Origin of the sequence: Pseudomonas sp. KNUC1026 (genome assembly GCF_021650705.1) — a bacterium.
Lineage (GTDB): Bacteria > Pseudomonadota > Gammaproteobacteria > Pseudomonadales > Pseudomonadaceae > Aquipseudomonas.
In genome coordinates this window covers 2,906,845-2,926,916 of record NZ_CP087138.1, presented here as the reverse complement: position 1 = coordinate 2,926,916, position 20,072 = coordinate 2,906,845, and the positions used below count along the sequence as shown (strand labels likewise).

General features: G+C 64.6%; 18 protein-coding genes and 6 pseudogenes. 17 read left to right on the top strand and 7 right to left on the bottom strand.

The annotated features are described in order from the left end of the window. Positions 1-16: 16 nt before the first annotated feature. From LN139_RS13625 to LN139_RS13615, 3 genes and pseudogenes are all read right to left on the bottom strand, one after another. Positions 17-1,259: pseudogene (locus tag LN139_RS13625) on the bottom strand (saccharopine dehydrogenase family protein). 122 nt (positions 1,260-1,381) lie between these two features. Next, complete coding sequence (locus LN139_RS13620) at positions 1,382-2,479, bottom strand: carboxynorspermidine decarboxylase (RefSeq protein WP_236354272.1); 1,098 nt, start codon at positions 2,477-2,479, stop codon at positions 1,382-1,384. Between the two features lie 127 nt (positions 2,480-2,606). Continuing rightward, positions 2,607-3,020, bottom strand: coding sequence for a nuclear transport factor 2 family protein (locus tag LN139_RS13615; RefSeq protein ID WP_236354270.1), 414 nt, complete (start codon positions 3,018-3,020; stop codon positions 2,607-2,609). A gap of 107 nt (positions 3,021-3,127) precedes the next feature. On the opposite strand from LN139_RS13615, the gene zigA reads away from it, so the two are divergent. Both zigA and dksA read left to right on the top strand, forming a co-directional pair. After that, positions 3,128-4,318, top strand: coding sequence for a zinc metallochaperone GTPase ZigA (gene zigA, locus LN139_RS13610; protein ID WP_236360404.1), 1,191 nt, complete (start codon positions 3,128-3,130; stop codon positions 4,316-4,318). Beyond that, positions 4,311-4,706, top strand: a pseudogene (gene dksA / locus LN139_RS13605) (RNA polymerase-binding protein DksA); the annotation flags it as partial. The gene zigA and the pseudogene dksA, both read left to right, overlap by 8 nt. Positions 4,707-4,772: 66 nt before the next feature. On the opposite strand, the gene LN139_RS13600 reads toward dksA, so the two are convergent. Then, a complete protein-coding gene (locus tag LN139_RS13600; RefSeq protein WP_236354268.1) occupies positions 4,773-5,738 on the bottom strand; it encodes a DUF3829 domain-containing protein in 966 nt (321 codons plus the stop codon). Between the two features lie 393 nt (positions 5,739-6,131). On the opposite strand from LN139_RS13600, the gene LN139_RS13595 reads away from it, so the two are divergent. The 12 genes and pseudogenes from LN139_RS13595 to LN139_RS13540 form a co-directional block, all read left to right on the top strand. After that, on the top strand, positions 6,132-6,596 hold the full coding sequence (locus tag LN139_RS13595) for an ATP-binding cassette domain-containing protein (protein ID WP_236354265.1): 465 nt from the start codon (positions 6,132-6,134) through the stop codon (positions 6,594-6,596). Further along, positions 6,551-6,814, top strand: coding sequence for an ATP-binding cassette domain-containing protein (locus LN139_RS13590; RefSeq protein WP_442964435.1), 264 nt, complete (start codon positions 6,551-6,553; stop codon positions 6,812-6,814). The genes LN139_RS13595 and LN139_RS13590 overlap by 46 nt, the downstream gene beginning before the upstream one ends. Further along, positions 6,784-7,107, top strand: coding sequence for an NIL domain-containing protein (locus LN139_RS13585; protein ID WP_236354260.1), 324 nt, complete (start codon positions 6,784-6,786; stop codon positions 7,105-7,107). Before LN139_RS13590 ends, LN139_RS13585 begins: the two co-directional genes overlap by 31 nt. A gap of 2 nt (positions 7,108-7,109) precedes the next feature. Beyond that, positions 7,110-7,778 carry a methionine ABC transporter permease gene (locus LN139_RS13580; protein WP_236354259.1) on the top strand — a complete coding sequence of 223 codons (669 nt, stop codon included), beginning with the start codon at positions 7,110-7,112 and terminating at the stop codon, positions 7,776-7,778. 19 nt (positions 7,779-7,797) lie between these two features. Continuing rightward, the gene (locus tag LN139_RS13575; RefSeq protein WP_236354258.1) at positions 7,798-8,316 is read left to right on the top strand and encodes a MetQ/NlpA family ABC transporter substrate-binding protein; all 519 of its coding nucleotides are present in this window, start codon (positions 7,798-7,800) and stop codon (positions 8,314-8,316) included. Continuing rightward, positions 8,258-8,638, top strand: a complete 381-nt coding sequence (locus tag LN139_RS13570) for a MetQ/NlpA family ABC transporter substrate-binding protein (RefSeq protein WP_442964311.1) — start codon at positions 8,258-8,260, stop codon at positions 8,636-8,638. The genes LN139_RS13575 and LN139_RS13570 overlap by 59 nt, the downstream gene beginning before the upstream one ends. A 29-nt stretch (positions 8,639-8,667) precedes the next feature. Next, positions 8,668-9,462: a MetQ/NlpA family ABC transporter substrate-binding protein gene (locus tag LN139_RS13565; protein ID WP_236354256.1), complete on the top strand. Its 795-nt coding sequence runs from the start codon at positions 8,668-8,670 to the stop codon at positions 9,460-9,462. Positions 9,463-9,480: 18 nt separating this feature from the next. After that, positions 9,481-10,146 carry an amino acid ABC transporter permease gene (locus tag LN139_RS13560; RefSeq protein WP_236360400.1) on the top strand — a complete coding sequence of 222 codons (666 nt, stop codon included), beginning with the start codon at positions 9,481-9,483 and terminating at the stop codon, positions 10,144-10,146. After that, entirely contained in the window at positions 10,127-10,786 is a 660-nt protein-coding gene (locus tag LN139_RS13555) for an amino acid ABC transporter permease (protein WP_236354255.1), read from the top strand. The genes LN139_RS13560 and LN139_RS13555 overlap by 20 nt, the downstream gene beginning before the upstream one ends. Then, complete coding sequence (locus tag LN139_RS13550) at positions 10,783-11,544, top strand: amino acid ABC transporter ATP-binding protein (RefSeq protein WP_236354253.1); 762 nt, start codon at positions 10,783-10,785, stop codon at positions 11,542-11,544. Before LN139_RS13555 ends, LN139_RS13550 begins: the two co-directional genes overlap by 4 nt. Continuing rightward, positions 11,541-12,419 (top strand): transporter substrate-binding domain-containing protein, encoded by an 879-nt coding sequence (locus tag LN139_RS13545; protein WP_236354251.1) that lies wholly within the window; start codon positions 11,541-11,543, stop codon positions 12,417-12,419. Before LN139_RS13550 ends, LN139_RS13545 begins: the two co-directional genes overlap by 4 nt. Before the next feature lie 104 nt (positions 12,420-12,523). After that, a pseudogene (locus tag LN139_RS13540) lies at positions 12,524-13,861 on the top strand (ATP-binding protein); the annotation flags it as partial. Here LN139_RS13540 and LN139_RS13535 read toward each other — a convergent pair. Then, positions 13,856-14,782 (bottom strand): Gfo/Idh/MocA family protein, encoded by a 927-nt coding sequence (locus LN139_RS13535; RefSeq protein ID WP_236354249.1) that lies wholly within the window; start codon positions 14,780-14,782, stop codon positions 13,856-13,858. The pseudogene LN139_RS13540 and the gene LN139_RS13535 sit on opposite strands and share 6 nt — an antisense overlap. 198 nt (positions 14,783-14,980) lie before the next feature. Between LN139_RS13535 and LN139_RS13530 the strand changes: the two genes are divergently transcribed. Next, positions 14,981-15,595, top strand: a complete 615-nt coding sequence (locus LN139_RS13530) for a cell wall hydrolase (RefSeq protein ID WP_442964310.1) — start codon at positions 14,981-14,983, stop codon at positions 15,593-15,595. Between the two features lie 4 nt (positions 15,596-15,599). On the opposite strand, the gene LN139_RS13525 is transcribed toward LN139_RS13530, so the two are convergent. Both LN139_RS13525 and LN139_RS13520 read right to left on the bottom strand, forming a co-directional pair. Continuing rightward, a complete protein-coding gene (locus LN139_RS13525; protein WP_236354247.1) occupies positions 15,600-17,174 on the bottom strand; it encodes a rhodanese-related sulfurtransferase in 1,575 nt (524 codons plus the stop codon). Next, positions 17,171-17,781, bottom strand: a pseudogene (locus LN139_RS13520) (cysteine dioxygenase). Before LN139_RS13520 ends, LN139_RS13525 begins: the two are co-directional and overlap by 4 nt. A 223-nt stretch (positions 17,782-18,004) precedes the next feature. On the opposite strand from LN139_RS13520, the pseudogene LN139_RS13515 reads away from it, so the two are divergent. Both LN139_RS13515 and LN139_RS13510 read left to right on the top strand, forming a co-directional pair. Then, positions 18,005-19,092, top strand: a pseudogene (locus tag LN139_RS13515) (LLM class flavin-dependent oxidoreductase). Between the two features lie 11 nt (positions 19,093-19,103). Then, positions 19,104-20,044: pseudogene (locus LN139_RS13510) on the top strand (ABC transporter substrate-binding protein). Positions 20,045-20,072 lie beyond the last annotated feature (28 nt).

Sequence of the window (20,072 nt, the reverse complement as noted above, 5' to 3'; positions counted from 1 at the left end):
AGCTCGGCGCGTTCAGCTACAGGGCGTTCCAGGCGCGGTCGCCGTGCTCGTCCTTGATGCGGGTCGGCAGGCCCATCGCGTCCAGTGCCTCCAGGAACGGCTCGGCAGGCAGTTCCTCGACGTTGGCCATGCGCTGCACATCCCACACGCCACGCGCTACCAGCAGCGCTGCGGCCACTGGCGGCACGCCAGCGGTGTAGGAAATGCCCTGGCTATCGGTCTCGGCGTAGGCCTCTTCGTGGTCGGCCACGTTGTAGATGAACAACTCACGTGGCTGGCCATCCTTGCTGCCCTTGACCAGGTCACCGATGCAGGTTTTACCGGTGTAGCCCGGTGCCAGCGAGGCGGGGTCGGGCAGCACGGCCTCTGACCACTTTCAGCGGGACCACTTCCACGCCTTCGGCGGTTTTCACCGGCTGCTCGGAGAGCAGGCCCAGGTTCCTGAGCACGGTGAACACGTTGATGTAGTGCTCGCCGAAGCTCATCCAGAAACGCACGTTGGGCACGTTCAGGTTCTTGGAGATCGAGTGCACTTCGTCATGGCCGGTCAGGTACAGGCTTTGCTCGCCTACCACCGGCAGGTCGTCGGTGCGCTTGACCTCGAACATGCTGTTGCTCGCCCACTGGCTGTTCTGCCAGCTCCACACTTGCCCGGTGAATTCACGGAAGTTGATTTCCGGGTCGAAGTTGGTGGCGAAGTACTTGCCGTGTGAACCGGCATTGACGTCGAGAATGTCGATCGAGTCGATGCGGTCGAAATACTGTTGTTGAGCCAATGCGGCGTACGCATTGACAACGCCTGGGTCGAAACCCACGCCGAGGATGGCGGTGACGTTCTTCTGCTGGCATTCCTCGAGGTGTTTCCACTCGTAGTTGCCGTACCAGGGCGGCGTTTCGCAGATCTTGCCCGGCTCTTCGTGAATGGCGGTGTCCAGGTAGGCAACGCCGGTATCGATACAGGCACGCAGCACCGACATGTTCAGGAAGGCGGAGCCGACGTTGATCACGATCTGCGATTCGGTTTCGCGGATCAGCGCCTTGGTCGCTTCGATGTCGAGTGCGTTCAGTGCGAAGGCCTGGATGTCGGCGGGTTGCTCGAGGCTACCCTTGGCCTTGACGCTGTCGATGATGGCCTGGCATTTGGAGATGTTCCGTGACGCGATAGCGATACGACCGAGTTCGTCGTTGTGCTGCGCGCACTTGTGGGCCACCACCTTGGCGACACCTCCTGCACCAATGATAAGAACGTTCTTCTTCAATTTCTTTGTGTCTCCTTGCATGAAGCCCATGGGCTCTGGGTTTGGAAATGCTGTACCTGTGGGCGGCCGGCTCGCCGGGCGAAACGATGAGGGCCCCGGCCCTCATCGCCTGGCCACCCGACTTAGGACAAACTGCTCAGGTAATCGTCGAAACCGAATTCGCGAACCAGGTCGATACTGCCATCGAGTTGTTTCACAACGATGGACGGCATTTTCAGACCGTTGAACCAGTTCTTCTTGACCATGGTGTAGCCGGCGGCGTCCACGAACGAGAGCCGGTCACCGATCGCCAGCGGGCGATCGAATCGGTATTCGCCGAAGATGTCCCCGGCCAGGCACGATTTGCCGCACACCATGTAGGTATGTTCGCCGTCGTTGGGCGCCATCTTGGCGTCGAGGCGGTAGATCAGCAGGTCGAGCATGTGCGCCTCGATCGAGCTGTCGACCACCGCCAGGTGCTTGCCGTTGTAGAGGGTGTCGAGCACGGTCACTTCCAGTGACGCGCTCTGGGTGATGGCCGCTTCGCCCGGCTCCAGGTACACCTGCACGCCGTACTTTTCCGAGAAGGCCTTGAGGCGCGTGCAGAACTGATCGAGCGCATAACCTTCGCCGGTGAAGTGGATGCCGCCGCCCAGGCTCACCCAGTTCACCTGATGCAGCAGGTGGCCGAAGCGCTCCTCGATAGTGCCCAGCATCTTGTCGAACAGGCCGAAGTCGCCGTTCTCGCAGTTGTTGTGGAACATGAAACCGGAGATCTGGCCGATCACTGCCTCGATCTTGACCGGGTCCCATTCGCCCAGGCGGCTGAATGGGCGCGCCGGGTCGGCCAGCAGGTAGTCCGAGGAGCTCACCTGCGGGTTCACGCGCAGGCCGCGTACCTTGCCTTCGCTGGCATCGGCGAAGCGCTGCAGCTGGCCGATGGAGTTGAAGATGATCTTGTCGCAGTTCTCCAGCATCTCGCCGATTTCGTCATCGGCCCAGGCCACGCTGTAGGCATGGGTTTCGCCTTCGAACTTCTGGCGGCCGAGCTTGAGCTCGTACAGCGATGAGGAGGTGGTGCCGTCCATGTACTGCTGCATCAGGTCGAACACCGACCAGGTCGCGAAGCACTTGAGCGCCAGCAGCGCCTTGGCGCCGGAGTGCTCGCGCACGTAGGCGATCTTCTCCAGGTTCTTGAGCAGCTTCTGTTTGTCGATCAGGTAATAGGGCGTCTTGAGCATTTCAAGGCCTCCGGCGCGGCCAGCCAAAAAAGGACACGCATTGTGCCGATAGTTGGCTCGGTACGAAAGACACCGTGGCGCTTTTAGTGCCGGTTGTCGCGTCGTAGAGCGCCCCGCAGAACGCCGCTCAGACCTCGGTCGATGAATGGTGCCCAGTGATCAGCCAGCGCCCGTCGATGAACTCGAAGGTGAACAGAAAGCGCGCCGGCACCGCCTCCGTGACGCCGCCCCGGGTGATGTGAAAGCGGTACAGCCCGCCCACTACCACGGTGCCCAGTTTGCGGCTGACACGCTTGTTGAAGGTCAGCACCTCGCAGTGCAGCGCCTCGCATCCCAGGAAGGTTTCGAAATACCCACGCCGGCTCGGGTCGCAGTCGCGCACCTGGTTGGAGAGTGTGGGCACCAGGATCGCATCGGGCGCGTACAGCGCGAGCACCTGATCGACGTCGCGGCTGGCGACGGCATGCGCCCAGGCATGCAGCGCTTCGCGAGCGCCGGCCAGGCAGTGTTGTTCGGTGGAGGGCGGGGCAGAGGAGAGCATCGGCAAGGCACCTTGTCAGCGTGTGTATTGTTATACTATAACACTCGCAACCGTGTTTCACCGCCTGCCGGAGCCGTACCCATGACCGCTGCTTCCCCGCTCGCGCCCTGCCTGTGACTGTGCTCTCAGGCTTTCTCGGCGCCGGCAAGACCACCTTGCTCAACCACATCCTCAACAACCGCGAAGGCCGCCGGGTGGCGGTGATCGTCAACGACATGTCCGAGGTCAACATCGATGCCGCGCTGGTGCGCGAGGGCGGCGCGCAGTTGTCGCGCACCGATGAAAAGCTGGTGGAGATGAGCAACGGCTGCATCTGCTGCACTTTGCGTGAAGACCTGCTGCTGGAGGTAGAGCGCCTGGCCCGCGACGGGCGTTTCGATCAGTTGGTGATCGAGTCCACCGGCATTTCCGAACCGCTGCCGGTGGCTGAAACCTTCACCTTCACCGGCGAAGACGGCAGCAGCCTCTCCGACCACGCTCGGCTCGACACCCTGGTGACCGTGGTCGATGGCTTCAACTTCCTCAAGGATTACGTTTCGCGCGACAGCATCCAGGCGCGCGGCCAATCCATGGGTGAAGAGGACACCCGCACCGTGGTCGACCTGCTGGTGGAGCAGGTCGAGTTCTGCGACGTGATCGTGCTGAACAAGCTCGACCTGATCGACGCCGCCCAGCGTGACCAACTGTTCGGCATCCTGCGCGGCCTCAACCCGCGCGCGCGCATCGTCGAAGCGCAATTCGGCCAGGTGCCGCTGGAGCAGGTGCTGGGCACTGGCCTGTTCGATTTCGACCAGGCCGCCAGCGCCCCCGGCTGGCTGGCTGAGCTGCGCGGCGAGCACGTGCCCGAAACCGAGGCCTACGGCATCAGCAGCTTCGTCTACCACGCGCGCCGGCCGTTTCACCCTAAACGCTTCCACCAGTTGGTGGGGCGTGAGTGGAGCGGGGTGATCCGCTCCAAGGGTTACTTCTGGCTGGCCAGCACCCCGGTGTTCGCCTGGAACTGGTCGCAGGCCGGCGCCGTGGCCCGCCACGGCCGCGCAGGTTACTGGTGGGCGGCAGTGCCCAAGGAGCGTTGGCCGGAAGACGAAGGCACCCTGGCTGCGATCCACAAGAACTGGCACGACGGCACCGGCGACGCACGCCAGGAACTGGTGCTGATCGGCACCGGCATGGATCAGGAGCGCCTCACCGCGATGCTCGACAGCTGCCTGCTCACCGACGCCGAGATGGCCCTGACGCCCAACGGTTGGGTGCAATTCGAAGACCCCTTCGCCGCACTCGAGGCCCGCAATGACTGAACAGGAACTGCTTGCCCAACCCACCGAACGCTACATGGACGCCGCCCAGCAACGGTTCTTCCACGACCTGCTGATTTCTCAGCGCAGCGAGTTGCAAACCCGCATCGACGGCGAATTCGAAGGCCTGCGCGACCACCAGCCTCAAGCCGACCCTTCGGATGAGGGCAGCGTCGAAGAACAGCGCCGCTGGCAACTGCGCATGCTGGAGCGTGAGAAGAAGCTGCTGGACAAGATCGACGAAGCCCTCGAGCGGCTGGCTCACGGCGAGTACGGCTGGTGCCGTGAAACCGGCGAGCCGATCGGTTTGCGCCGCCTGCTCATCCGCCCCACCGCCACCTTGAGCATTGAAGCCAAGGAGCGCCAGGAAAAACGCGAGGTGCACCAGCGGCAGGTGCGTGAGCGAGCCGGCGTGCCCGTTGCGCTCGCCGCCATGGCAGGCGCAACGGGCCGGGCTTCAGAAGCGGCAGTCGCCGCGATTGAGGGCGTTGATCAGGTTGGCGTAGCTCTGCTGGAAGCTTTCGGCGTCACGCTTTTGCGCGCTGAAGTAGGCTCCGGCCGGGCTGGTGTTCTGGTAGTCGCCACGGCGCGCGTGCTGGATCGAGGAGCGCGCATCGCTGATGAACTGGTTCATCGGTGACAGGTTCGAGTCGCAGCCCTGCGGCTGTTCGATGCGCACCTTGGCGTCCCATTGCTGCACCCTGTCGGCGGCGGTGTCGATGTCACGCTCGAAGGCCTGCACGGTCTCTTCGTTGCCCGGCTGGCTGAAGAAGTCGCGGCCACTGCGCATGGCTTTCTTCGCCGCCAGCACGATGCCGGCGCGGAAGTACTCGGGCGTGTCCTTTTCAGCTCGGTCGAAGGCAGCCTGGGTGTTGATCTCATCGCGCTTCTGCAAGCCGTCGTAGAACGCGCCCTGCGCGGCGATCACCGCGTGCATGGCATCGATGAACGCGGGCTGCATCTCGCGGGCCTTCTGGCCGCCGTCGGCGAGGTAGCCCTTGGAGTCGCCGTAGGGGCCGAGCTGCGCCTGGATCGGTTGCAGGTCGCCGAGGGCCTTGGTCATGGCCTTGGCCGGGGCGTCCAGCTCGGGCATGTCATAGGGGATGGCGAGGGCTTTGCTCAGCAAGGTGAGCTGCCGCGAGATGCTGGTACCGCTGACGCTGTAGTAGTCGTCCAGTGGCTTGCCCGAAGCGAGCTTGGCTGGGATGTATTTTTCGTAGGCCTGCAGCACGTCGGAGAAGTCCGGGCCGGTGTTCGCTGCATCGACGTAGGCGTTGTATTTCTCGACTTCGGTCTGCTGCCGGCTGGCCTGTTCCTGACGCTTCTCGCTGCCCGGCTTATTGGCGTTTTCTCCGTTGCCACAGCCGCTCAGCAGCAGCCCTGTGCACACCAGGGTGGCGGCCAGCGTACGTCTCAGATCCACGGTGTCTCTCCTTTGAAATGGCCCGCAAAATGCGCGGGCGGGCCAGTATAGGGCGGGCTGCTACCCGTTCCGGATGCACTGGCCGGGGCTCACAACAACAGGGCTGTCCAGCACAAGCCGCGTACTCGGGATCTGCGGTTCGCGCGCTTTGGAGGAATGCAGGCACCGGCACTTCTTGCCAGATCCTTAGCAACTCGAGTGTTGCCTCACGCCAACTTTCGCAGTGCAGGGCCGGTGGCCAAAGTGCTTCAGCAGCGTTATATGCTTATGAATAAACTCCTGTTTGGCTTTACGTTATAAACATAGCGCCAAACAACATTGGCCGCCTGTCGCTCGCGCTTCTATGATCCGCTGCCAACCCGCATCGCCGACGCCAGCGAAAGGATTCTCAGCATGCCAGACCCTCTGTTTAGCCTTCGCGGCGTCGGCAAGTCGTTCGCCGGCACTGTCGCTCTGGACGCCATCGACCTCACGATCGAGGCCGGTGACTTCATCGGTGTCGTCGGAACTTCCGGGGCGGGTAAAAGTACCTTCCTGCGGCTGTTGAATCTGTTGGAGGCGCCGTCTTGTGGCGAACTGGAGTTCGCCGGAAAGTCGATTGCGAAGTTCAATGCTGCGCAGCGCCGGGATTATCTTTCTCGGGTAGCCACCATCTTTCAGCATTTCAATCTCTTTCATGGCAAAACCGTGCTGGAGAATATCGAATTCCCCTTGGCAGTACGCGGTGTACCCACCCAACTGCGGCGGGCGCAGGCGCTGGAACTGATCGAAGCTGTCGGGCTCGAGGGGCGCGAACAGCACTACCCTCTCAACTGTCCGGTGGGCAAAAACAGCGCGTCGGCATTGCCCGCGCGCTGATTACCCGCCCGCAAGTGCTGCTGTGCGACGAGGCCACCAGCGCCCTGGACCCACACACCACTCGCACCATCCTGGACCTGCTCGCCAGCCTGAAACAGCAATACGGTTTCACCGTGATTCTGGTCACCCATGCCTGGGATGCAGTGCGCCATGTCTGTGATCGGGTGGTGCTGCTCGAAAGGGGAGGGTGCAGGAAGAGGGCCGCCTCGACGAAGTGATCCGCCGCGAAGCGTCTGCCTTGAAAGATCTGCTGCTGCCACTGGGTGACAGCGACGGCGAGCAGGCCGGCACGCTGGACCTTGTGTTCGAACATCCCGAGCGTCAGACCGACGTGCTGGCACGCGTGGCGCAGGCGCTGTCGATGGATGTGGCCATCCTTGCCGGGCGTGTCGAACGGCTAGGCGCGCGGCAGGTGGCGCGTTTTCGCGTGCGGTTCCGGCCGCGCCCGCCCGCCACCGCTCTGGACGAGCAGCGCATCCGCCAGGTGCTCGCCGAACAGATGTGGGCCTGAGCATGGGCGTAACCACCTGGCAGGATTACCTGCCCGACTTCTGGGCCGCCCTTGGGCAGACCCTTTACATGATCGCCGTCGCCGGCCCAAGCGTCATCCTGCTTGGCCTGGTGGTCGGTACCACGCTCTACCTCACCGCACCCGGCTCGGTGTACTCGCGCCCGGCGCTGTACTACAGCCTCACCACGCTGGTGAACGTGGGCCGCTCGATCCCTTTTCTGATCCTGATCGTGCTGCTGATTCCGGTCAGCCGCGCGGTGGTGGGCACCACGCTGGGCCCTGTCGCCGCGATCATCCCATTGGTGCTGGGTTTCAGCCCGTTCTTCTCGCGCCTGGTGGAGGCCGCCCTGCGCGAGCTTGACCAGGGCCGTATCGATGCGGCGCTCGCCATCGGCGTTACGCGCTGGCAACTGATCTTTCGCGTGTTGCTGCCTGAATCCTTCAGCCCGCTGCTGGGGGCGATGACCATCATTCTGGTGGGCACCGTCGAAGGCACCGCCGTGGCCGGCGCTGTTGGCGCAGGCGGGGTTGGGGATTTTGCCATCGAGTACGGCTACCAGCGCTTCTACTGGCAATTGATGGCGATCTCGGTGTTGGCCATGGTGCTGCTGGTGCAGGCCATTCAACTGAGCGGCGACCTCTGGATTCGTGCCCGCCGGCACAAACGTTGACCCACACAAGGATGCACCGATGTTGCTGCCTCGAATCGCCGCCGCCCTGTTTTCACTGCTCGCTGCCACTGCCCACGCCGCGAGCCTGCCCGGCCCGCCGCTGCGCGTTTATGCCACCGCTTCACCGCAGGGCGACATCATCCGCTACGTGCAAAAGCTCGCCGCTGCCGACGGCTCGGGCCTGGAACTCAAGCTCACCACCAGTGGCGGCAGCGGCACGCTCGACTCTTATGAATTGCTTGCCAACAAAGACACCGACGTCAATTTCACCGGCCACCAACCCTACGTCACGGCCTGGAAGGCCGCACACCCTTCGCTGGACAATTTCAGCGGCAAGGCCACGGTGCTGGTCAACGCCTTCGGGCTGTATTCCGAGCGCTACAAAAACGCTCAGGACCTGCCAGAAGGCGCGCGCATCCTGGTGCCCGAACGAGCAGACCAACCTGCCGCGGGCGCTGTTCATCCTGCAGAGCCTGGGTTTGATCACACTCGATGTCGCCGCGCTCGACCGCTCCGCGCAGGCCATTGCGGTGAGTGAAAAGTCCATCGTCGACAACCCGCGCCATCTCAAGCTGATCCCGACCGACACGGTATTGCGTGCCAAGGCGCTGCCTGATGCCGATGCCAGCTTCATCAACGGCGACGTAGCGCTCTCCAACAATGTCGACCCGGCCCGCGCCCTGGTACGCGAGCACAGCACCGACAACCCCTACGCCAACCTCATCTACGTGCGCAACGACATGCTCGGTGACCCCCGCGTGCAGCGCCTGGCCGAGTACCTGGTGAGCCCCCAGGTCAAGCAGTTCATCGATGAGCACTACCGCGGCTTCGTGATCGCCGACCAGAAACTTCTGCCCTGACTCCCTGCCCACACCCCAAGGAAAGCTACATGCGCATTCGCTTGCACACTTTGATGTTCCCGCTGCTCGCAGCCCTTGCCGGCAGCACTGGCCTGGCCCAGGCCGCAGCGCTCAGGATCGGCACCACCGCAGCCTTCGCCCCGCCGCTGGAAGTGGCGGTGGCCGAGGCGAAGAAACAGGGCCTGGACGTGGAGCTGGTGGAGTTCAACGACTGGATCACCCCCAACACCGCGCTGGCCAACAAGGACCTGGACGCCAACTACTTCCAGCACGTCCCCTTTCTGGAAAACGCCAGGAAAACCGCCGGCCTGGATCTGGTGCCGGTGGCCCCGGGCATCATCAACAACATCGGCCTGTATTCGAAGAAGTACCAGAAGCTCACCGACCTGCCCGAAGGCGCCAAGGTGGCGATCGCCAACGACGCCATCAACGGCGGCCGCGGCCTTCTGTTACTGGAAAAGGCCGGCCTGATCAGCCTCAAGCCCGGCGTGGGCTACAAGGCGACCCTGGCCGACATCACCGCCAACCCCAAGGACCTGAACATCGTCGAGCTCGAAGCGGTGCAACTGGCCCGCGTGCTCGATGACGTGGACCTGGCCCAGGGCTACCCGCACTACATCCGCCTGGCCAAGACCATCGACCCGAACGCGGCCTTGCTGTTCGACGGCCTCGACCACCCCGAATACGTGATCCAGTTCGTCGCACGGCCCGACAACCGCGATGACCCGCGCCTGAAGCAGTTCGTCGACGTGTACCAGCATTCGCCGGTGGTGCGCGCAGCGCTGGATGAGGCGTATGGCAAGCTTTATCAGCCAGGCTGGTAACACAGAGGCGTGCACACTGTGAGCCTGGACCTGGCCTTCATGATTTCCACGTTGCCGGCCTTCGGCCGCGCAGTGCTTGTGACCTTGCAAGTGGGTGCACTGAGCATCGGGGGCGGCCTGCTGGTAGCCTTTGCCGCCAACCTGCTGTTGGCCGCGCGACGGCGCTGGCTCACTGCACTGGTGCGCGGCTATGTGGAGGTGGCGCGCAACACGCCGCTGCTGATACAGCTGTTCTTCATCTACTTCGCCTTGCCGCCGTTGGGGGTGAGCGTCAGTGGCTATGCGTCGGCGTTGATTGCCATGACGTTCCTGGGGGGCGCTTACCTCACCGAAGTGCTGCGGGCAGGGATCGACGCCGTGCCCCCGGCGCAGGTGGAAGCAGGCCGGGCGCTGGGGCTTTCCGAGGGCCAGTTGCTGGGGCGCATCGTTCTGCCGCAGGCAGCGCTGGCGAGCCTCCCGGCGTTGTTCGCCAACCTGATCTTCCTGCTCAAGGAAACCACCGTCGTCTCTGCCGTGGCGGTGCCAGAGCTGCTCTACACCACCAAGAACTACATCGCCCTTTACTACAAGACCTTCGAGATGCTGGCGGTGCTGACGGGGCTGTGCCTGTTGCTGTTCTTGCCGCTTTCGTTGCTCCTGGGTGCGCTGGAAAGGAGGCTGCAACGTGGCCATCTCGGCGTTTGAGTTATTGCTGCAAAGCGCGCCGCAGCTGGCCACAGGCGCGTTGCGCACATTGGGTATCTCGCTGGCCGGCATTGCTCTGGCCACCTTGCTGGGGCTGGGCTACGGGGTAGGGCGCACGCTGGGCTCGCGTTGGCTCGACCGAGCCCTGCGGGTTTATCTTGAGCTTTGGCGCGCGATCCCGGTGCTGGTGTGGCTGTACCTGTTCTTCTTCGGCCTGCCGATGCTGTCGGGCCTGAGCCTGCCGGCACCGCTGTGCGCTGTGCTGGTGTTGGGCCTGTGGGGCGCAAGCGAAGTAGGTGAAGTGGTGCGCGGAGCCCTGCGCTCGCTGCCCTCGGGCCAGCGCGACGCGGCCTGGGCGATCGGCCTGGGCTGGGCTCAGGCCTACGCCTGGGTGCTGCTGCCGTTGGCGCTCAAACGCATGACGCCAGGGGTGATCAACGTCTATACCCGCATCATCAAGACCAGCTCGCTGGCTGTGCTGATCGGCGTGGTGGATGTGACCAAGATCGCCCAGCAGATCATCGAGCGCACTTACGCCGCCGTGGCCCTCTACAGCTTTCTGTTTCTGTTCTTCTTTCTCGCCTGCTACCCGCTGTCGGCCATCGCCCGGCGCCTGGAGCGGCGTTGGAGCCACACATGAACCCTCTGATCCAATTGCGCGGCTTCACCAAACGCTTCGGCGCCCACGCGGTGCTCGACAGCATCGACCTGGAGGTCGCCCAAGGCGAAGTCGTGGTGATTCTCGGCCCCAGCGGCTGTGGCAAAAGCACCTTGCTGCGCTGCCTCAATGGCCTGGAACAAGGCGACGCTGGCCTGCTGCGCATCGAAGGCCAGGCGCTCGATGCCGGCAGCGACTGGCGCACGGTTCGCCAGCGTGTAGGCATGGTGTTCCAGAGTTACCAGTTGTTCGGCCACTTGCGGGTGATCGACAACATCCTGCTCGGCCCACTGCGCGTGCAAAAACGCCAGCGCGAGGAAGCGCACGCGCAGGCCATGGCGTTGCTCGAGCGCGTGGGCCTGGCCCACAAGGCTCACGCCTGGCCGCGCGAACTCTCGGGCGGCCAGCAGCAACGCATCGCCATTGTCCGCGCGCTGTGCATGAACCCTCAGGTGATGCTCTTCGACGAAGTCACCGCAGCGCTCGACCCCGAAATGGTCAAGGAGGTCCTGGAAGTGATTCTGGGCCTGGCCGAGGGTGGCATGACGTTGCTGATCGTGACCCATGAAATGGCTTTCGCCCGCGCGGTCGCCGACCGCATCGTGTTCATGGACGGCGGGCGAATCGCCGAACAAAGCTTGCCGGAGCGATTTTTCAGCAACCCGCAGACCGCACGCGCGCAGCAGTTTCTGGAGCGTTTCTCCTACGTTGAAAACCTGCCCAGAAGGAAAGCTTCATGAGATTCATCACTGCTTTTGCCCTGCCGCTTCTGGCCGCCTGCTTGCTGGCGGCCTGCGACAAACCGCCAGAACCCAAAGCCGGCGCCTCGGCCAGCCCCGCCGCCAGTGGCTCACTGGCGACGATCAAGCAGCGCGGCAAGCTGGTGGTCGGGGTTTTCAGCGACAAGCCGCCGTTCGGTTTCGTCGACGAAAAAGGCCAGTACGTCGGTTTCGATACCGACCTGGGCAAGCGTTTCGCCAAAGACCTGCTTGGCGACGAAAAACAGATCGAGTTCGTGGTCGTGGAGCCTGCGAGCCGCGTGCCGTTTCTGCAAAGCGACAAGGTCGATCTGATCCTGGCCAACATGACCGTCACCCCCGAGCGCCGGCAGGCGGTGGACTTCACCAACCCCAACCTGAGGGTGGCCGTTCAGGCGCTGGTGCCCGAAGGCAGTGCCGTGCGCCACCTCGACGAACTCAAGGACAAGACCATCATCGTCACCACCGGCACCACTGCCGACCTTTGGCTCACCCAGAACCACCCTGACTGGAAAACCCTCAAGTTCGAGAAGAACTCCGAGTCGTTGCAAGCCCTGGCCAACCACCGCGGCGATGCCTACGCGCAGGACAACCTGGTGCTGTTCAGCTGGGCCAGACAGAACCCCGGTTACCGGCTGCTGCCGGAAACCCTGGGCGATGAGGCACCCATCGCACCGGCAGTGAAAAAGGGCAACGGCGAGTTGCGCGACTGGGTCAACGATGAACTGGCGCGCCTGGGCCAGGAGAAATTTCTGCTCAAACTCTACGACCAATACGTGCGTGATCAGTTAGCGCCTGGCACCGACCCGTCGGCCGTGATCGTCGAAGGCGGGCAGTGGAAGGCCAAAGGCGCCTGAAAGCCCTAGGGAACCTATTGACCAGCCGAGTTTTCTGATAGCAGGCGCACACATGCATTCTGCCGGGGTGCGCCTACCGCCGACGTTGCTATCGCCATGGATTTATTCTCTGCCCCTTCCCGTTGCAAGGCCCTGCCGCCAGCCCTGCCTATTTCCTGCAGAGCGGCGGCGCTGTGGGCGGCTTGCTGCAATCGCTCGATGCCAGCCGCACGCCGTTGGGCCCCCTGTCTGAATGGTCTCCGGGGCTGAAGACACTGCTGGCCACCGTGCTGCCCGCCCAGGCGCAGATCGTGGTGTTCTGGGGGCCGGATTTCGTCGCGCTCTACAACGACGCCTACGCCCCGACCATCGGTGCCAAGCACCCCCATGCGCTGGGCCGGCCTGCGGTCGAATACTGGGCCGAGCTGTGGGATGACCTGCACCCCTTGCTCGAAGGCGTTTACCAGACGGGCGAGACCTTCAATGCCAAAGACCGGCCGTTCTACATCGAGCGCCACGGTGCCGGTGAAACGGTCTGGTTCGACGTGTCCTATTCCGCCGTGCGTGAACCTGATGGCAGCGTGGGCGGTGTGCTGTGCATCGTCACTGAAACCACCCAGCGCGTGCTCTCCGAGATCCGCATGCGTGAACTCAACGAAAGCCTCGAAGCCCGTTTCGCCGCAGCTCTGGCCGAGCGCGAGGCGACGCTGGCGCAGTTGCATGAGTCGCGCAAAATGGAGGTCGTCGGCCAGCTCACCGGCGGGCTGGCACATGATTTCAACAACCTGCTGACACCCATCATGACCTCGCTGGAGCTGATCGGCCGGCGCAACCCGGACGAGCGCAACGCGAAACTGGTGAGCTGCGCCTTGCAGGCTGCCGAGCGTGCGCGGGTCCTGGTGGGGCGGCTGCTGAGCTTCGCGCGTCGGCAGACCTTGCAACCCCGGGCGGTGGTACTGCATGCGCTGGTGGCGGACATTCATGAACTGATCCAGCGCTCGCTGGGCACCCGGATCGAGGTGCAGATAAGCCTTGAGGATGGCCTGCCACCGGTGTGGATCGACCCGCACCAACTGGAGCTGGCGATCATGAACCTGGCGGTCAACGCCCGTGACGCCATGCAGGGCGAGGGCACCCTGCGCATTTCGGGCCGCCTGGCGCAGGTGGATGATGGCGAGGTTGGCGGGCTGGCTGCGGGCACCTACGCGTGCCTGAGCGTGATCGACAGTGGCAGCGGCATGAGCCAGGCCACCCTGGAACACTGCCTCGACCCGTTCTTCACCACCAAAGGCGTGGGCAAGGGTACTGGCCTGGGCCTGCCGATGGTTCAGGGGCTGGCGGTGCAGTCAGGCGGTGGCTTGAGCATCACCAGCGAAGAGGGGCAGGGCACGCGCATCAATCTGTGGCTGCCGTTGAGCGACCGCACACTCCTGACCCCTCGCCCCAGCACGCCTGGGTCACCAGTCGAACAGTGGTCCTTGGGTCGCTTCCCCGCTCAGGAACGCGTCGGCCACGATCCGCAGTGGCTCGACGTCCATGTCGCGCTGGCGTTGCTCGATCAGCCGCGCGAAATGCCGGTAGACCAAGGTGTATTCCCCCTCGTCGGCAAGCCGTTGCTGCACCCCGTCCACATGCACCACGGCGCCGCCGTTATCCAGCCGCAGCGTGCCTTCGGCGCAGCGCAGCTCGATGCTCCAGAGCTCATCGTCGCCTTGATGGTCGAAATCGAATTCAGCGTTCACCGCGACATTACCGGCGCGCAGGCGCAGATTGGCCGAGATCGGCGCCTGGCGGTTGGCCGGGATCACGCGCTCGGCGTGCTCCAGCAGCATCGGCGCGGGCAGCAGCGCGGTGGCGATCGACAAGGCGTTGATACCGGGATCGAACACCCCCAGCCCGCCGGCCTGCCAGATCCACTCCTGGCCCGGGTGCCACTTGCGCACCTGCTCCTTCCACTGGATGTGTACCTGTTCAAGCGTCATGCCGGCCAGCCAATCGCGGGCCAGCGCTACGCCCGGCGCAAAGCGCGAATGCCAGGCGAACAACCCGGCAAGGCCGCTGTGCTCGGCACTGGCCACCAATGCGTTGGCCTCACCGAGGCTGGCGCAGGGCGGCTTCTCCACCAGCACGTGCTTGCCCGCTGCCAAGGCTTGCTGCACCAGCGCATAGCGGCCCTGTGGCGGAGTGCAAAAAGCGATGGCATCGAGCGCCGGGCCTTTTTCCAGCAGCTCGCCGAGCGAGGCGAAGGTCGGTAACTGCGGGTGCGCCTCGCCGTGGGTAGCAATGGCCACCAGCTCGAAGGAGGGGTTGCCGGCGATGGCGGGCAGGTGCTGGTCTTGCGCGATCTTGCCGTAACCGGCAAGCCCGAGGCGGATAGGGGGCATATCAGGAAGCGCTCCGAGGGGGCTGTTGTTGTGCGTTGACCATAGCGCCCGGCAAGGGTTTTGCCCAGCGGGCCGGGAACGTTTCCCCGGGGCGACGGTCAATTGCGTACCGCACAAGTCCCCCGACCCAACGAGCCTCGGAGCAGGCTGGCCGATACGGTGCGAACAGGATCACAAAACCCAACAGAAGGTTCGATCATGCGTATATCTACAATAATGCTGCCGCTGCTGTCGTGCGCCTTCGCAACGCACCTATGGGCGCAAACGCCCGCTGCCGTTGCCACCCAGAAAGCTGAAAAGCTCGAACAACAGGCCGTTCAGAACCCCGAAGCCAGCGCAGCACCGGCTTCCCAGGCCATCACCCCCAAGGAAGCCCAGGCGGTCGACCCCTCCGGCGCCGCACCGATGGACGACGCCCTGACCTGCATGGCGCGCTCGATCTATTGGGAAGCCAAGGGCGGCAGCGCCCAGGACATGGCCGATGTAGCCAACGTGGTGATGAACCGCCTCGGCCAGCCAGACTTCCCGAACTCGGTGTGCGGGGTGGTCAAGCAAGGCTCTGAGCGCAAAGGTTGCCAGTTCTCCTGGTGGTGCGACGGCCGCCCGGACCAGGCCAAAGAGGACGACCGCTACACCCTGGCCAAGGACGTCGCGCGCAAGGCGCTGAACCGCCAGTTGCCCGACCGCACTCACGGCGCCCAGTTCTTCCACGACCACAGCGTGGCGCCGGCGGTGTTTCGCAAGATGGTACGCACCGCAAGCACCGACAACTTCGTGTTCTACCGCCCGCGTGACGAGCAGGCCCGCCAGTAGCGGGTCAGATCACCCTGAAACCATGAGTGCCGTCACGGCCCAGTTGCGCGACCAGCCCGAACTCCCAATCCAGGTAGGCCTGCATCGCCTCGCGCGGGGCATCGGTGCCCTCGTAGGGGCGGCGGTAGCGGTCGATGCGCGGTGAGGCCAGGTTGGCGTCGCCGGTTTCCAGGCCAAGGCCGGCGGCTGCCCAGGCGCTGTTGCCGCCGTCGAGCAGAAACACCGGCTTGCCGGTGAGGGCCTGCACCTCGTCCACGGCATAGCCCGCCAGCAGGCTCGTGCCACAGGTGAGCACGTAGCGTTCGGCAGCTGGCAGCGTGCGCAAGGCATCGGCCAGTTGGCTGCGCAGCACCCAGGCGGCGCCGGGCACGTGGCCTTTGATGTGGTTGGCGCTAGCGGTGAAGTCCAGCACCCGGGTGCCACCTTCGGCCAGCCATTGGCGCAGCGTTTCGGGAGCGATGCGCTCCGAGACAGGTGCGGCCGGGCGTTGTGCGCTCCAGGCGCCGATTTCGCTGAACGCGCCGGCCTCATCCAGTACGGCCACCTCCCAGCCCATCTGCGCCAGCCATGACGCACTCATGTTGGCGCGCACGCCGTCGTCGTCCACCAGCACGATGCGCGCGCCACGCACACTGGCCATGTGGTCGGTTTCCTGCACCAACTGGCCGCCAGGCACCGAGCGAGCGCCGGGCAGGTGGCCGGCTTCGTATTCTTCAGGCGTGCGCACATCGAACAGGTAGGTGGTGCGGCTGGCGTCGGCCTGCCAAAGCGCCAACTGCTCGGCGCTTGCACGGGTAACGCCGGCGCGGTCAGCCACGGCCCTCGCCCGTGCAGTGGCCGCCGCGCGGTTCGCCTCGCTGGCTTGCCCGAAGCGCCGCGCCTGGCCGTGGTCCAGTGTTTGCCCGGCCAGGGTCCAGCCGATGGTGCCGTTGCGCAGCGCCGACACCGGGTTGGGAATGCCGGCGTTCACCAGTGACTGGGTGCCAATGATGCTGCGGGTGCGCCCGGCGCAATTGACGATCACCTGGGTGGCCGGGTCGGGCGCCAGCTCTGCGATGCGCAGCACCAGCTCGGCACCTGGCACGCTGACGCCCTGGGGAATGCTCATGGTCTGGTATTCATCGAAGCGGCGCGCGTCGAGCACCACCACATCGGCCTGGCGGTCGAGCAGTGCTTTGACCTGCTCGGCGGAGAGCGACGGGGTGTGGCGCTCGGCCTCGACCAGTTCGCCGAATGCCTTGCTTGGCACGTTCACGTCGATGAACAGTTCGCCGCCGGCCTCACGCCAGCCGGCCAGGCCGCCTTCGAGCACCGCCACATCGGTGTAGCCCCAGCCGCTCAGGCGGCGTGCGGCCTCTTCGGCCAGGCCCTCGCCGTTGTCGTAGACCGTCACCGGCGTGTCGCGCCGCGGAATGCGGGCGAACACCTCCAGCTCCAGCTTCGACAGCGGCACATTGGCGGCGAACAGCGGGTGGTTTTGCGCGTAGGCGTCTTCCTCGCGCACATCGAGCAGGGCCAGCTCTCGCCTGGCCAGCAATGCGCTGCGGATGTCGGAATAGCTGCGGGTGGCGTGGCTCATGCGTGGGTCTCTCTGGACAGGTCCCAGATATTGGGCAGGTGGGCGTTCGAATAGCCGGAGATGAAGGGCTTCTCCAGGCCTTCGGGGCTGTAGACGGCGCGTTTTACCGCGCCGATGTTGGCCCCGTACACATGGATGCTGATCGAGGTGCGGTCGTCGAAAGCGTTGCTGACCTGGTGGATGTCACCCACCTGCGGTGACACCGCCTCTACGTCCCGGGCCGCAGGCGCAGCGGCGGGCCGTCGGAATGCAACGTGCCAAAGGCATCGCGGGTGAATCCTTGCGAATCCTCGGCACCGCGCAGCATGCCGATCAGCCCCCATACGCGGTGGTCATGCACCGGTGTGCGCTGGCCCGGGCCCCAGACGAAGCTGACCACCGAAAAGCGCTGGCGCGAGTCGGCATGCAGCAAAAACTGCTGATAACGCTCGGGGTGCGGTTGGGCGAGGTCGTCGGGCAGCCAGTCATCATGGCGCACCAGCTCGGCGAGCAGCGGGCGGGCCTGCGCCAGCAACGCAGGTTCAGCAGGGGCCGTGTCGATCACGGCAGCCAGTTCGCCGATGAAATGGCGCAAGCGGGCGAGGTTGGGCTGGGCGGGCAAGGGCAGGGCTCCGTTGAGGTCTGTGCCTACCGTAGCAAAGGGTCGGGTTATTCGGTAAATGCAAATTAGGCATAAGCTAATATGCTCGTGATGTTTGCATAGATCAGCCATTAGATGCGCAGTACGCATATTAGGTTATGCCGAAAATGAATTTCACACTCCAGCAAAGCCCCGTTAGCTTCTAAAAAGCCGCCTGCAAAGGCGATTCGAATCTAACGGAGCCTGCACCATGAGCATCCAGTTCCTCGGCATGATCGGCCACCGCCTCAGCTCGGAGATCCTCCCGCCCAGCGGCCCGATCTTCGACAAGGCCTATATCACCCGTTTCGCCCAGGCCCATGAACAGGCGGGCTTCGACCGCGTGCTGGTGGGTTACTGGTCCGACCAGCCCGACGGCTTTCTGGTGGCGGCCACTGCGGGCCTTGCCACCGACAAGCTCAAGTTCCTGCTGGCGCACCGCCCCGGTTTCGTGGCGCCCACGCTGGCTGCACGCAAGCTGGCGACGCTTGAGCACCTGCTCGACGGGCGCCTGGCCGTGCACATCATCAGCGGCGGCAATGACGCCGACCAGCGCAAGGACGGCGACACCCTCGGCCATGACGAACGCTATGCCCGCACCGACGAGTTTCTCGACCTGCTCAAGCTGAGCTGGACTTCCGACACGCCGTTCGACTATCACGGCAAGCACTACCAGGTCGAACAGGGCTTTTCCTCGATCAAACCGTTGCAGCGCCCGCACCTGCCGGTGTACTTCGGGGTTCCTCCGATGCTGCCTTGAACGTTGCGGGCAAGCAGGCCGATGTGTTCATGCTCTGGGGCGAGCCTCTGGCACAGGCCGCCGAGACCATCGAAGCGGTGCGGGCCCAGGCACGCCGGCACCGGCGCGAGGTGGAATTCAGCCTGTCGTTCCGGCCCATCATCGGCGCCACCGAAGAGCAGGCCTGGGCCAAGGCCGAGGCGATCCTGGCCAAGGCCAGCGAGCGCCAGGGCCAGCTCAGCTACCCCAAGGCCAAACCGCAGAGCGTGGGGGCTCAGCGCCTGCTGCGTGCGGTCGCACAGGGCGACCGCCTTGACAGCTGCCTGTGGACCGGCATCGCCCGCCTGGTGGGCGGCGGCCATAACTCAACTGCTTTGGTGGGCACGCCGGAGCAGGTGGCGGATGCGTTGCTCGCCTACTACGACCTGGGCGTGCGCAACATCCTGATCCGCGGCTTCGACCCGCTCAACGACGCCATCGAGTACGGCCGCGAGCTGATTCCGCTGACCCGGGCCAAAGTGGCTGCACGCGAGCATGCGCGCACGGCGGTGGCCGTATGAGCCGCCTGCGGATGCGCCGCTGGTGGGCGGGCCTTGCGCTGCTGGGCCTGGTGGCCGGGCAGGCCTTCGCCGCCGAGCGCGTGACCCTGCGCCTGGCCGATCAGAAGGGCGGCATGCGCTCGCAACTCGAAGCGGCCGGTGCGCTGGAGGGCCTGGGCTACGATATCCAGTGGTTCGAATTCCCCGCCGCCGCGCCGCTGGGTGAGGCGCTCAACGCCGGCGCGGTCGACGCCGGCATCATCGGTGACGCGCCGCTGCTGTTCGTGCTGGCCGCCGGGGCCAAGGTCAAAGCCATCGCGGTGGACAAATCCGACCCCTGGGCACCGCCGTGCTGGTGCCGCAAGGCTCGCCACTGCAAAGCGCGGCCGACCTCAAGGGTAAAAGCATTGCCACCGGCCGCGGCTCGATCGGCCACTACATTGCGCTCAAGGCCCTGGCCTCGGCCGGGCTGACCGACAAGGACGTGCAGTTCCGCTTCCTCGGCCCGGTCGACGCCAAGGTGGCGCTGGCCAACGGTTCGGTAGACGCCTGGGCGACCTGGGAGCCCTACACCACACTGGCCGAGCAGGTGGACAAGGCCCGCGTGCTGGTCAACGGCCGCGGCCTTTCGGCGGGTAACACTTTTCTGGCGGCTACCGACAAGGCCCTGGCCGACCCGGCCCAGCGCGCTGCGTTACAGGATTACCTGCAACGCCTCGCGCGCTCGCAGGTGTGGGCTTATGAGCATCTGGATGAGTATTCCAAGGTGCTGGCCAAGCTGATCGGCTTCCCCGAGCCGGTGGCCAGGCTGCAGTTCGAGCGGCGCAAGCTGCATTGGCAAAGCCTGGACGACGTTATCCGCAGCGATCAGCAGAGCACGGCGGACTTCTATCACAGCAGTGGGTTGATCCCGCAGAAACTGGACGTGGCGCCGACCTTCGACAACGGGTTCACGATAACCCCCACACCATAGGCTGACTGATCACACGCTGCGCGCCATG